The following is a 12,894-nucleotide window of genomic DNA, read 5'->3' as shown; positions in this document are numbered from 1 at the left end:
AAAAAAGCATAAAAGCTGAAATCACTTAAACTCAAGTCAAACCGATGTACACTTTGCAGAACACCCCCAAAAGCAACTAATCATATGCAAGCACTGCTATCTTGGAGGGCGACCAAAGAGCAATATAAAATTTAAAAAAATATAGATTTTATCAATTCAGAATAGCCCAATATTGGCACCCCATAAATCCACTTAAAATTGGATGAAATAGTATCGCAACTTCAAACCCTGAGTTCCCACCCCTTCCTAAAGCAAAAGGAGAAAAATGTTCAGATCAAACATCTATGGCTTATGGCAATAGCCAAAAAGAAAAAAGACCCACCAACCCATCACACAGCTTCCGAGGCAAGTGGGCATAAGGGGTTTATCATGCCAACAACTTTGCCCTATGGCATCAATAGCGACCCTTAACTGGAGTATTTTTGTATTAAAAAACCCCGCAAAAATGGAATGCCTGGTCACTACAGAACATTATCAATGGGATATTGGAACTTTCTATCCAAGCAATCCCAACAAAACCAAACCAATATCCCAAAAGCTGCTAAATCACACCACTTTCTCTAGACAGAAAAATCCGCCCATAGTAAAAAAAGAAAACAATAAAAAGGTACCAATAGGGTTCCGCAAAATAATTGAGCAAAAAAGATTAAAAAATCTTTCTCTTTATCTTAAAACCCCAAACGAACGAAAAGGCTATCCATCCAGAAAGCCCCCGGAGAATAATAATGAAACTCAATATCATGCAATCAATCCAGATTACAGCCGTTTTGTCGCTGCTTATCTGTTCACCACTATGGGCAGACACAGTTTCCGACTTTCAAAATAGCTGGACAGGCAGAGCCCTGGACCTGCAACGTAAAATCGATAACCACACCCCAATGAGTGAGAATAATATTCTCGGTACCCACAACACTTACAACTCAGAGGTCTATCGAGCCTGTAATTTCTCCGTTGGTTGCCGCTATCTCGACCCCCAGCAGGAATACTCCATTAAGGATCAACTGCGAATGGGAGCAAGATTTATTGAACTGGACGTCCACTGGACAGCAAAAATGGAGAACCTCTTCTCCTACCCCAAACGCTTGCTGCTTTGCCATGGGCTGTGCAGCCTGAACGACAAGTATGCTACCGAGGGCTTTAATGAGGTGAAAGCCTGGCTTGAGGACAGCGCCAACCAGGATGAGGTTATTATCCTATACATCGAAGACCACTCCGACGGACGCCACCAGGATCTTTACGACCAGATTACCAGCCGCTTTGGCAATAGAATCTACTACAGCGGCGGCTGCCAGAGTATTCCAAGCACCTTGACCAAGAATCAGGTACTGGCTGCCGGAAAACAGGTTGTCGTATGGAAAGATGGCGGATGCTCGGGTAATAACAGCATGAAGAATATGGCATTTACCGGCCTCGGTGAGATTGGTCGCGTCTGGGAAGACAGCACCACTATCGGCACCATTGGAGAAATCTTCAATGGCGGTATTGAGAGGATCACCGCTAACGATGTACGCAATGGCTTTGCCCAGGGGCATAACATTATCAACCTGGACAATATGAATACTAGTGACGGCCGTATCGCCGCCGCAATCTGGTCCTGGGATCAGAACGAACCCAATAACCTCAACAATGAAGACTGTGCAATGCAGTGGGGCAACGGGCGTTGGAATGATGCCAACTGCAGCAATCAATACAGCTTCGCCTGCAAGAATGTAACCGACGGTAGCTGGGTCGCCACTGCCTCTACCGGACCCTGGGCTTACGGTAGCGCCAACTGCCAAGCCCTTGGCAGCCAGTACGTCTTTGAGGTACCCACCAACAGCAAAGACAACCAAGCCCTAAAAGCAGCGAAGGAAGCCACGGGCTACGACAAGGTCTGGATTAACTATCAAGACCAATCCACTGAAGGCCAGTGGCTGCGCAGCGAGTAATCCCAGCCCAACTCTTCACTTACAAACATCCTTTAGAGCCCGCGTTAGTATGCGCGGGCTCTCCCTTTTCTCTTCCAGCGGTACCAGCCTGCTTGACTAGCCGACTACCGAAGAATTGTCGTTAGTTTGCTCTATATCGTGCATAATCCGTGTCTGAGCAAGACTCACAGGACATAATTATGCGAATCCCTACTCTTTGGCGTCGCCTCGGTTTGACCATTGCCGTTGGCAGCGCACTAACCGCTTGTGGCAAAAGCACCACTGAAGCGGCCAAGCCGGAGGCTAATCACAACGCAGCCCATGCTGAACACCACCATGCTGACGGTGCCAAGTTATCTCTCGGTGAAGCCGAACAGGCTCAGATCGATGCCATAGCTGCAGACCTGCACAAACACATTGCGATCCTTGCTTCCGACAAGTTTGAAGGGCGCGCTCCCGCTACCAAGGGTGAAGAACTCACCGTGAATTACCTGGCAGAGCAATTCAAGGCGCTGGGCCTGGAGCCTGGGGCAATGGATGCGGCCGGCAAACCCAGCTGGTTCCAGCAAGTCCCTATCGTGGAAATGGAAATTGAAACCACTCCCCTGACATTCAAGGGCGATGGTTTCGAGCAAAACCTGCAACCAATAGACGATATGGTGGCCTTCTCCCAAAGACAGACCGCAGGCTCCTCCCTGGAGAACAGCGAGTTGGTATTTGTGGGCTACGGCATTGTCGCTCCAGAGAATAACTGGAACGATTACGCCGGATTGGATATGAAAGGCAAGACTGCGGTTATTTTGGTGAATGACCCCGGTTACGCGACCCAGGACAAGGCCTTGTTCAATGGCAATGCCATGACCTATTACGGCCGCTGGAGCTACAAGTTCGAGGAAGCCGCCCGCCAAGGAGCTGACGGTGCGATTATCATTCATGAGACAGGTGCTGCGGGCTATCCATGGGAAGTGGTTAGTGGCTCCTGGTCCGGTGCGCAAGTCAGCCTCGAAGCCGAAAATAAGAATGCAGACCGGGTTGCTATTGAAGCTTGGATGACCAATCAAGCCGCCAATACGCTATTCCGCTCCGCCGGCCTCGATCTGCAAAAGGAAATGGACGCAGCCAAAACTCAGGGCTTCAAACCCAAGGCTCTGGGGATAACCGCCAGCGTACAACTGAAAAACAGCCTGAAGAAGTCTAATTCTCGCAACGTGGTTGCCAAGCTTTCGGGCAACAAGCACCCCGACGAGGTGATTGTCTACACCGCGCACTGGGACCACCTGGGCGTTAACAAAAATGCAGATGGTGAAGACCAGATCTTTAACGGGGCCGTCGATAATGCCACCGGTACCGCTGGTTTAATCGCTATGGCCGCTGAGGCGGTGAAGCTGGATCGCCCAGAGCGCTCACTGCTGTTCGTTGCCGTAACGGCAGAAGAGTCAGGCCTGCTCGGCTCCAAGTACTACGCCGAAAAACCTGTCGCTCCTTTGGAGAAAACCGTTGCAGGCATTAACTTTGATGCCATGAACGTATTGGGCCCAGCCCGCGACATTACTGTAATCGGTTATGGCAGCAGTGAGCTGGAGCAAATGCTGGAGGTATCTGCCAAAGGACAAGGCCGCTATTTAGCCCCGGAAGAGCACCCGGAGCGCGGCTACTTCTATCGTTCAGATCATTTCAGCCTGGCGAAGAAAGGCGTGCCCATGCTGTATTTCGACTCCGGCAGCGACAACTTTGAGCATGGCCGCGAGTGGGCCCAGGCAAAGGGTGCTGAGTATGTTAGCCAGCATTACCACAAGCCTGGCGATGAATACGACCCCTCTTGGAACCTGAAGGGTTCGGCAATGGACCTGCAGCTTGGCCTAAAACTAGGTCTGAAACTGGCCAACAGCCGCGATTGGCCCAACTGGTATGAGGGCAACGAGTTCCGCGCAATTCGCGATGCGAGTGCCGAAGCCCGTAAGTAACCCTCTCTCCAGCCACTCTACGGCAGTGATACCATCAGTACTACTGCCGTAGAGTCCATATCCTCCTCATCGACCTTGCCACCACTATAAACTCTTTGGAAATTGATTCATTCAGCTTTGCAGCACCTGCCGTCACTTTAATCGCGAGGCATGGCAATCGGACAAAAGCTAAACTCCCCCTACACAAGATAAAAATACCCAAGCAAATCCTAGATAATTGTCACGCGTTATAGAGAGCCCCCTTCCATAAGGCCTGAATTTTTCTACACCACATCGGGGCGAGAGCTACCTACTAATAAATGGCCACTTTAACTTCACTAGGTTTTCCCAAAAAAAAGATAAGGAAATTAACAATAAAAAAAGTTGGCCACGAAAGCATTAACAGCGGAAAGATCCGAGCACTTTTTCAAAGTGCACTTAAGTGTTCTAATCGCAACTCAAGATATATTGAAACAATTGTGACCAGCGGAGAATGGCAGATTTAAACAGGCTTACTAGGGGGCAGGATTTAGGAAGCGGCTATCGTTGGCGACACATCCTTGTGTCGCAGTTATCCGCCAATTAATTGCCGGATAAACTTATAACTAAGCGCCGATAGCATCCTTTTTCTTCAGTTCTTCATCGCGCAGTTCACGACGCAGGATTTTACCGACATTAGTCTTTGGCAAATCTTCACGGAACTCAACCTTTCTCGGCACCTTGTATGCCGTCATATTCTCTCGACAGAAAGCGATAACTTCTTTCTCAGTCAAAGACGGGTCAGCCTTGATAACAAAAAGCTTCACCTGTTCACCACTTTTTTCATCGGGAATACCAATTGCAGCGGCTTCGGTCACTTTTGGATGGGCACTGACGATATCTTCAATTTCGTTGGGATATACGTTGAAGCCAGACACAATAATCATGTCCTTCTTGCGATCCACAATCTTGATGTATCCATCATCCTGGATCACCGCCATATCACCGGTGTTCAACCAACCTTCACTATCGAGGGTATCAGCAGTAGCTTCTGGGCGCTGCCAGTATCCCTTCATTACCTGGGGACCACGCACACAGAGCTCACCGGGAGAGTTATTCGGCAGATCGTTGCCATTTTCATCCACGACTTTAACTTCAGTTCCCGGAACCGGGATACCCACAGTACCCAGCTGTACGCCCTCGGTGGGGTTAAAAGAAACAACCGGAGAAGTCTCGGTCATACCGTAGCCTTCCATAACCACACAGCCGGTCATATCTTCCCAGCGCTTGGCAGTGTCTCTGGTCAGAGCCATACCACCAGAAGCCGTGGAGTGCAGTTTGCTGAAATCCAATTCGGCAAAATCTTTATTCAGCATCAAGCCGTTAAACAGGGTGTTCAGGCCAACAAAGCCGGTAAAGCGCTGCCCTTTCAGGGTTTTCACAAAGCCGGGAATATCGCGCGGGTTTGGAATCAGCAGAGAGTGGTTGCCGGTGGAGAACAGGCACATGCAATGGATGGTGAAAGCGTAAATATGGTAGAGCGGCAGCGGCGCAATATAGAACTCCTCCCCCTCTTTCATACCACTACCAAACGCTTCAAGAACCTGCTGCATATTGGCAACCAGGTTGCGGTTGGTCAGCATCGCACCCTTGGCAACACCGGTGGTGCCACCGGTGTATTGCAACACGGCGATATCTTCTGGTGCGCGCTCAACATCCTCACTGCCCTTCTGTGCACCGAGAGCCAGTACCTCACGGAAATTTACCTGCTGGGCAAAAGAGAATTCCGGCACCATTTTTTTGATGTGCTTGGCAACGCCGTTGATCAGAACCCGCTTTAAAGGGCTGTGCAGGTCTGCGATCTCAGTAACGATCACTTTCTCAACACTGGTTTCAGCAACAACAGCCGAAGCGGTATCAGCGATATTCGCCAGTACAACCAATGCTTTGGCACCGGAGTCATTCAACTGGTGCTTTAATTCACGCTGGGTATACAGCGGATTGGTATTGACGACCACAAGTCCAGCTCGCAAAGCACCAAATACAACTACAGGGTACTGCAGTACATTGGGCAGCTGGATAGCGATGCGATCACCGGGCTTCAAATTGGTGTGATTTTGCAAATAAGATGCGAACTTCGCGCTCAAGGTGTCGATATCACCGACAGTTAGAGTTCGCCCCAGGCAGGTGAAAGCCGGTCGGTCACCAAATTTGGCGCAAGCGCCTTTAAATACATCGAGAATGCCGCGATCAATGTCCAACTCTCTTCTCCCATTCCTGATTGTTGTTATCGCTTGCTCACATCTCTCGCCCTTATAGACGAAACCTGCCATTTTTCGGAGCCAGCGAGAATTTATTTATTGTTTGTAGTATGTTGCGAGACAATAAAAAAGAGGCTTATTCATGCCTCTCCAAACCCATCGTCCTCTTTACCCTGCGCAGGAAACAAACCTGCCAACGCAGCGGCCAATTCTCTATCTCCAGAGTATTGGACATCTCCCAACAAAAAAGCATGTCTAGCGTTTAAATGGCCAGCCAAAATCGCATTCAAAGTGTGATTAGCCATTTCCAATATTAGCGCCGGTTCTTCCGTTTGCCCGAACTCAGAAACCACTTCGAGATCATTCGGAGCTCCTTTTACGTAAACATAAAAGTCACAGGCATCCGGCAGGCGGAACTGTACCCGAGCAAGTGGGTGCAAACAAGCTATGCGCCGCAGGCGCTCCTGAACTGAATCCGGCAATTGCATCGGAATATCTCCGTCATTGGCCACTTCGGCGCCGGTAAAAAAAACCGCCGGTGAAGACCGACGGTTTTTTATTGAGGTTGGATTTAGAACGCGAAATGTTCTGCGTCCAGATCCATCAGGTTGGCCGCACCGCTCAGCATGGTTTCAGCATGGCTGGAGGTACGCGGAAGGATGCGCTCGAAATAGAAACGGGCAGTCTTCAGCTTGGCTTGATAGAAATCTACTTCAGCAGTGCCTTCAGCTAACTTTTCGTTAGCTACTTTAGCAGCACGCGCCCACAGATAACCCAGCACTGTGTAGCCGGAGAACATCAGGTAATCCACGGAAGCCGCACCAACTTCATCCGCATTCTCCATGGCCTTACCGCCTACGTGCAGAGTCAGGTCGCCCCACTGCTTGTTCAGCTCTTGCAGCTTGGTAACAAAAGGCGCAAGCGCTTCATTATCAATTTCCGCCTGGCAGAACTTGTGCACTTTCTTGGTGAAGTGGCGCAGCAGCTCACCCTGACTCATCAATACCTTACGGCCCAGCAGGTCAAGTGCTTGAACACCAGTGGTACCTTCGTAGATGGTGGAGATACGCGCATCGCGTACATTCTGCTCCATGCCCCACTCGGCGATGTAGCCGTGGCCACCGAAGCACTGCAGGCCCAGGTTGGCAGACTCAAGACCGGCTTCGGTAATGAATGCTTTAGCGATCGGCGTTAGGAAAGCCAGCAGATCTTCCGCTTCTTTCTTCGCTTCCTCATCACCTTTATGAGTGATGTCAACCAGTTGCGCACAGGTAACAACCAACATACGGCTGCCTTCAGAGATGGCCTTTTGGGTCATCAGCATGCGACGTACATCAGGGTGCACGATAATTGGGTCAGCGGGACCCTCTGGGTTCTTCACGCCAGACAGGGAGCGCATTTGCAGGCGATCTTTAGCGTAAGCCAAGGACTTCTGGAAGCCGATCTCGGAGTGGGCAAGGCCCTGCAAAGCGGTACCCAGACGAGCAGTATTCATAAAGGTGAACATGTAGTTCAGACCTTTGTTGGGCTCGCCAATCAGGAAGCCTTTAGCTCCGTCGAAGTTCAGTACTGCGGTGGCATTACCGTGAATACCCATCTTGTGTTCCAGAGAACCACATACAACACCGTTGCGTTCACCGATAGAGCCATCAGCGTTAGGCATAAACTTGGGCACGATGAACAGGGAGATCCCCTTGGTGCCAGCCGGCGCATCTGGGAGGCGTGCCAGCACGATATGCACGATGTTGTCGGTCATGTCGTGCTCACCGGCGGAGATAAAGATCTTGGTACCGGTAATCGCGTAAGAACCGTCGTCGTTGGGCTCAGCCTTGGTGCGCAGGATACCCAGGTCGGTACCACAGTGAGGCTCGGTCAGACACATGGTGCCGGTCCAGCTGCCTTCAACCAGCTTGGTCAGATAAACCGCCTTCTGTTCGTCGGTACCGTGCTCTTCCAGGGTGTTCATGGCACCGTGGGAAAGACCGGGGTACATACCCCAAGACCAGTTAGCAATACCCACCATTTCGCTCATGATGGTGCCCAGAGAGGGCGGCAGGCCCTGACCGCCGTATTCGGGGTCGTGGGGCAGCGCCGGCCAGCCGGCTTCTACAAACTGCTGATAGGCCTCTTTAAAGCCTTCTGGAGTGGTGACTTCACCGTCTTTCCAGGTACAGCCCTGTTGGTCGCCGATCTGATTCAGCGGAGCCAGTACGTTTTCACAGAACTTAGCACCCTCTTCCAGGATGGCATCCACGACATCAGGAGTGGCCTCCTCAAAACCCAGAGACTCGTAATGCTTATCTGAGTCCAGCATCTCGCGCATTACGAAACGCATTTCACGCAGTGGCACTTTGATATCGGTCATCCTGATACCCTCAATTCGGTTATGTTAAGACCAGCCAGAAACTGCCCGGTCATATTTGTGACTAATTAATAAGATTGGTTCATCATAGTAGTAAGGCTACAACCCTCTCTATGGCGAAATCCGTCCAAAGCGGTGACAAATCGAGGCGGGAATTCGAAAAAATGTGACCAGGCCAGTCAAATATCCAGGCCAGCTGCGGCTCGGCCCCCGCGGCGGTATTCGCCTGGCGTGATCCCAGTCCACTTCTTAAAGGCGCGGAAAAAAGCACTGGATTCATCAAACCCGAGCATCTCGGCAATCTGTCCATTGGAGAGATCCGGGCAACTCAGGTAGTGGAATGCCGCTTCCATACGGCACTCATCTTTCAATTTCTGATAAGAAGTACCCTCTTGCTGCAGGCGGCGGCGCAAAGTAGTCACCGACATATTGAGCCGCTCTGCCACAGCTTCGGCGGCGGGCATGGATTCGCTGACATCCCTGTTGAGGATGGTTTTAACCTTGGTTTTGATGCTGTTGGCACTGCCGTCGCTAATCACCAGATGATAAGGCGCGGTGCGGATAAAATCCTCCACCATCTGGGGGCTCTGCACCACCGGGTAATCGAGATAACGTGCATCGTACTCGAGGGCATTGAATGGCTGCTCAAAAGACAGTTCGCCCGCTTCGCTCTGAGCCAAGCTGCGAAACTCTTCCGGACAGGAGAAAGAAAAATGCAAACGTGCCAGCGGGATTTCACGCCCTGCCAACCAGCAGTAGAAACGGTGCCAAACTGCCAAGGTAGTGCGCACCACACTGGGGCTAGTGGCGGCCAACAGCCGATCAAATTCCCCTTTTTCCAGGGAGCTGATACCGTGGATTTCTACCCGCACGCGGCCATTTTCTCCATCCTGCAGCTCCGGCTTCACCTTAAATCCGCGACAGATCTCCATAAACTCGGCACAGAGCGTAATTGCCTGGCGCAGAGTGGCACAATTGACCACCGCCATACACAGCAAACGGAAAGAGCCCGAACGCACTCGCCCGCCACTGAGCATGCCAAACCATTCATTTTGGGCCAGCCACATAACCCGCTGGTAAAGACGGCCGTATTTTATCGCGGAAAATGCCGCCACACCCTCCAGCTCATGCTCATCAATACCGACCGACTCGAGCAGTTCGGCTTTGTCGCAGCCGTGGCGTATCGCCTCCTCTAGCAATCGCTCCAGGTAGGCAATGGGTATACGAATATCCTCTTCTGATGCCGCCATCTGTCTACTTTCGCCTGCGTAACCAGCTCAATACGGCCCCAAAACCCAACGCAGCTGCAATAATGACAAACAGCGCTAACAGTAAAAGAACCAGGTAATAAAGGACATCCTTGACAGGCAGGTCCCAGCTAAAGATCGCCGCCGCAACAAATGCGACACAGGCGAGCACGCTGGTAATAAAGGAGCGGCGACTTTTATTGGCCATGGTGATCTGGATACATTGATTTTTAAAACAGGTGAGATAGCCACTTCTTGTGGCGCTACCATTGTATTGTCGGCACCTAAGAGCCTGCAAAAAGCCCCCATGAAACATTGTGAAATTAATCAAATGTTTCCCGGCTACCGACGCGGCGTCGAATCGTGAGGGATCGGCAGGTATCTGTCAACGCCGCAGGAGGCGCAAATGCCCAGAAGAATGCTGGAACCCGAAGATCAGGCTACCCTGCTGCGCCTCTTCCGCTGGATGATACTTATGACACTGATTGTCACCCTGATAATGCTGGGCATCGCGGTCTTCGCCTAACCCCCCCTATTTAAAGAGTCACTACTCCCCCACCAGTCCTCCCTTCACCAGATGCGCCGGGTCCAGCAGTCCCTCAAGAGTTTTACGATCCAAATCCGTCATCTCCAGCGCCACATCCATCACCGGACGACCACTTTTATAGGCAGCTTTAGCAATTTCAGCGGCCTTCAGATACCCGATGACCGGATTCAGGGCGGTAACCAAGATAGGGTTCCGCCCCAGGGTTTCGTCAATATGGGCGCGATTCACGGTAAAGCTTGCGATAGCCCGATCCGCCAGCAACTGTGCGGCATTGGCGAGCAAGTGAACGCTCTCCAACAATGTGCTGGCCACGAGGGGCAGCATTACATTTAACTGGAAATTGCCACTTTGTCCGGCCACTGTGATGGTTGCATCGTTACCCATCACCCTTGCCGCCACCATTGCAGCAGACTCAGCAATTACCGGGTTCACCTTGCCGGGCATAATACTACTGCCCGGCTGCAGGGCTTTGAGCTCAATCTCCTTGAGACCTGCCAAGGGACCACTGTTCATCCAACGCAAGTCATTGGCAATCTTCATCATGGATACAGCCAAAACCTTGAGCTGCCCAGACAGCTCCACTGAAGTATCCTGGCTGGAAATCGCCTCAAAAAAATTCTCCGCTGGGCGGAATTGCTGAGAAGTGTGTGCACTCAACTTTTGCGCAAAAAGCTCGGCAAAGTCAGCGTGGGCATTGAGACCAGTACCCACCGCCGTGCCGCCTTGGGCCAACTGTGCCAGGCGCGGCATACAGCCACGGATGCGCTCTCTACCAGCTTCCACCTGTGCCGCCCAACCACTCAGCTCCTGCGCCATAGTGATAGGAACAGCATCCATCAGATGGGTTCGGCCTGTCTTGACCACGCTCTCCAGCTCGACGCTCTTATTGCATATCCCGGTATGAAGATTACGCAACGCTGGCAGCAGCTTGTCGCGCACTGCCAGCAGAGCCGATACATGTATCGCCGTGGGAATCACGTCATTACTGCTTTGACTCATATTGACATGATCATTGGGGCTAATAGACAAGCCATTGCCCTCTGCAGCGAGGTGCGCCAACACCTCGTTCACATTCATATTTGAACTGGTGCCGGAACCGGTTTGGTAAATATCCACAGGAAAATGGCGCGCAAACTCCTCATCGCCAAGTCGATCACAGGCGTCGATAATCGCTTTCGCCCTCGCCTTATCCAGCAAGCCCAGATCCCTGTTGGCCTCGGCAGCAGACTTTTTAATCAGCACTATGGCCCGGAGAAATTCAGCGGGTAGGGGCTTGCCACTGACAGGGAAGTTCTCTACGGCACGCTGGGTCTGTGCTCCGTACAGCGCCTCCTGCGGCACTTGGATCTCGCCGAGACTGTCCTTTTCAATGCGGAATTTATCGCCCATTTGTGTCCCTCAGGGTGCACTCCTGTGCACCGTTCAGAAATGTGGAATTGGCCGGGATCTACTCGACTACAACGGTAATCTTTTTCGATACCACCGGATTCTTGTGAGGCACATGCATATAGTTGCCCAGCACCAGTTGTAGCGTATGTTTACCGGGCGGCAAGGTGACTTGTGTCTCTGTCTGACCACCACCAAAGTGAATGATATTTTCAGTCGCGGGCAGGGGCTTACTCAGGTCCGGCATATCATCCACATCAATCAGCAGGTGGTGGTGGCCGGTATTTTCACGCTCTACACCCGCCGGAGCCACACCCATGCCAGACAGGCCAAATTTTACAGTGAAAGTCTGTGGCACCTTCTCGCCATCTTTCGGGGAGATAATATAGAGCTTGGTTTGCTGCGGGGCTTTTTCCGCAGCTTCGGTCTTGCTGCCGTGTTCCGCAGCTTGTAACAGCGGCGACAACATCAAGGCACTGGCGAAAAGTAGAGAGTTCACTTTGATCATAATCTTTGCTTCCTGATAAGGCGCCTACGGCGCCAATTCTTATCATCTGGCTGAACAGCCCACCAACCCCACATTCTGCGGTGGGATGGCAAACAGCACTTTACCAGACCAAAGTCCCACTGAAAGGGGGTTCCAGGGAATATAGTTGCCGAACCGAAGGCTAGCGCCAAAATCTGTGACTGAGGCCTCGCGAAAAGCCTTAGGCAGAGGAAGTCTCTGAGAGAAGGAGTATTAAGAGCTAAAAGAAAAGACCTAGGATACCGGGGATTGAGGCGCGGAGTGAGCTTGCCAAGTTAAACACTCACCCGCCCCTCCTGAGTCCATTCACAGCGTACCTGCATGTCGCCACTACCGGGTTCATGATAGAGGCCAGCAGCCTCCCAACTAAAGGAGTGCACTCCGGAAAGCTCGGTTTCCAAGTGTACAGTGGCGGACACCCAGTACATGCTTCTCAGCAATTCCTCAAACTTCTGAATCCACATATCCCATTCATACTCTACCGCACGATAGGAGGCTCCAAAGTGGATCACATCCGTTTGGTATTGGGATTGCTTCATTTTAATGGTGGGAATAGAAAACATATCGCGACAGAGAAAGGGCCACTCGTCGGCACTGGGCAGAGCGAGTACTGCATTGCGGTTAATACGACGGCGTTCGCTACCTCCGGCAAGGCTATTGCTGTCTTTGATACAACCGTAGACTATGGATTCCTGATCGCCCTGAAGCATTAATTCCTTTCCTTACCGCAGCGCCA

11 protein-coding genes are annotated in these 12,894 nt (G+C 51.5%); 3 read left to right on the top strand and 8 right to left on the bottom strand.

Annotated elements, in window-relative coordinates; translation table 11 throughout:
- The first annotated feature begins 388 nt into the window (after positions 1-388).
- From ACJJH9_RS06340 to ACJJH9_RS06330, 3 genes are all read left to right on the top strand, one after another.
- The gene (locus ACJJH9_RS06340) at positions 389-826 is read left to right on the top strand and encodes a hypothetical protein (RefSeq protein ID WP_444924664.1); all 438 of its coding nucleotides are present in this window, start codon (positions 389-391) and stop codon (positions 824-826) included.
- Complete coding sequence (locus tag ACJJH9_RS06335) at positions 726-1,928, top strand: phosphatidylinositol-specific phospholipase C domain-containing protein (protein ID WP_444885440.1); 1,203 nt, start codon at positions 726-728, stop codon at positions 1,926-1,928. Before ACJJH9_RS06340 ends, ACJJH9_RS06335 begins: the two co-directional genes overlap by 101 nt.
- A 179-nt stretch (positions 1,929-2,107) precedes the next feature.
- Complete coding sequence (locus ACJJH9_RS06330; protein WP_444924663.1) at positions 2,108-3,871, top strand: M28 family metallopeptidase; 1,764 nt, start codon at positions 2,108-2,110, stop codon at positions 3,869-3,871.
- 584 nt (positions 3,872-4,455) lie between these two features.
- Here the strand turns inward: ACJJH9_RS06330 and ACJJH9_RS06325 are convergent.
- The 8 genes from ACJJH9_RS06325 to ACJJH9_RS06290 all read right to left on the bottom strand — a co-directional run bounded on the left by ACJJH9_RS06325 (position 4,456) and on the right by ACJJH9_RS06290 (position 12,868).
- Entirely contained in the window at positions 4,456-6,090 is a 1,635-nt protein-coding gene (locus tag ACJJH9_RS06325) for an AMP-binding protein (protein ID WP_444898585.1), read from the bottom strand.
- Positions 6,091-6,230: 140 nt separating this feature from the next.
- On the bottom strand, positions 6,231-6,578 hold the full coding sequence (locus ACJJH9_RS06320) for an SCP2 sterol-binding domain-containing protein (protein ID WP_252085347.1): 348 nt from the start codon (positions 6,576-6,578) through the stop codon (positions 6,231-6,233).
- An 83-nt stretch (positions 6,579-6,661) separates the two neighbouring features.
- Complete coding sequence (locus ACJJH9_RS06315; protein ID WP_252085346.1) at positions 6,662-8,455, bottom strand: acyl-CoA dehydrogenase C-terminal domain-containing protein; 1,794 nt, start codon at positions 8,453-8,455, stop codon at positions 6,662-6,664.
- A gap of 176 nt (positions 8,456-8,631) precedes the next feature.
- Positions 8,632-9,702 (bottom strand): AraC family transcriptional regulator, encoded by a 1,071-nt coding sequence (locus tag ACJJH9_RS06310; protein ID WP_252085345.1) that lies wholly within the window; start codon positions 9,700-9,702, stop codon positions 8,632-8,634.
- A 4-nt stretch (positions 9,703-9,706) separates the two neighbouring features.
- Complete coding sequence (locus ACJJH9_RS06305; protein WP_252085344.1) at positions 9,707-9,907, bottom strand: hypothetical protein; 201 nt, start codon at positions 9,905-9,907, stop codon at positions 9,707-9,709.
- Positions 9,908-10,246: 339 nt separating this feature from the next.
- Entirely contained in the window at positions 10,247-11,635 is a 1,389-nt protein-coding gene (locus ACJJH9_RS06300; RefSeq protein WP_444924662.1) for a class II fumarate hydratase, read from the bottom strand.
- A gap of 58 nt (positions 11,636-11,693) precedes the next feature.
- Complete coding sequence (locus ACJJH9_RS06295) at positions 11,694-12,140, bottom strand: DUF4399 domain-containing protein (RefSeq protein ID WP_444885444.1); 447 nt, start codon at positions 12,138-12,140, stop codon at positions 11,694-11,696.
- A gap of 293 nt (positions 12,141-12,433) precedes the next feature.
- Positions 12,434-12,868 carry a hypothetical protein gene (locus tag ACJJH9_RS06290; protein ID WP_152456343.1) on the bottom strand — a complete coding sequence of 145 codons (435 nt, stop codon included), beginning with the start codon at positions 12,866-12,868 and terminating at the stop codon, positions 12,434-12,436.
- Between the last annotated feature and the right edge of the window lie 26 nt (positions 12,869-12,894).

The sequence above is a fragment of the Microbulbifer mixtoriginis (SeqCode) genome, from assembly GCF_052466715.1.
This window is presented reverse-complemented; position numbering and strand designations above follow the sequence as displayed.

What these genes read in the sequence shown, in the direction of transcription:
- ACJJH9_RS06335 (WP_444885440.1), top strand. Translation starts at nt 726, where the DNA reads ATGAAACTCAATATCATGCAATCAATCCAGATTACAGCCGTTTTGTCG.
- ACJJH9_RS06295 (WP_444885444.1), bottom strand. Translation starts at nt 12,140, where the DNA reads ATGATCAAAGTGAACTCTCTACTTTTCGCCAGTGCCTTGATGTTGTCG.
- ACJJH9_RS06330 (WP_444924663.1), top strand. Translation starts at nt 2,108, where the DNA reads ATGCGAATCCCTACTCTTTGGCGTCGCCTCGGTTTGACCATTGCCGTT.
- ACJJH9_RS06300 (WP_444924662.1), bottom strand. Translation starts at nt 11,635, where the DNA reads ATGGGCGATAAATTCCGCATTGAAAAGGACAGTCTCGGCGAGATCCAA.
- ACJJH9_RS06305 (WP_252085344.1), bottom strand. Translation starts at nt 9,907, where the DNA reads ATGGCCAATAAAAGTCGCCGCTCCTTTATTACCAGCGTGCTCGCCTGT.
- ACJJH9_RS06320 (WP_252085347.1), bottom strand. Translation starts at nt 6,578, where the DNA reads ATGCAATTGCCGGATTCAGTTCAGGAGCGCCTGCGGCGCATAGCTTGT.
- ACJJH9_RS06340 (WP_444924664.1), top strand. Translation starts at nt 389, where the DNA reads ATGGCATCAATAGCGACCCTTAACTGGAGTATTTTTGTATTAAAAAAC.
- ACJJH9_RS06290 (WP_152456343.1), bottom strand. Translation starts at nt 12,868, where the DNA reads ATGCTTCAGGGCGATCAGGAATCCATAGTCTACGGTTGTATCAAAGAC.
- ACJJH9_RS06310 (WP_252085345.1), bottom strand. Translation starts at nt 9,702, where the DNA reads ATGGCGGCATCAGAAGAGGATATTCGTATACCCATTGCCTACCTGGAG.
- ACJJH9_RS06315 (WP_252085346.1), bottom strand. Translation starts at nt 8,455, where the DNA reads ATGACCGATATCAAAGTGCCACTGCGTGAAATGCGTTTCGTAATGCGC.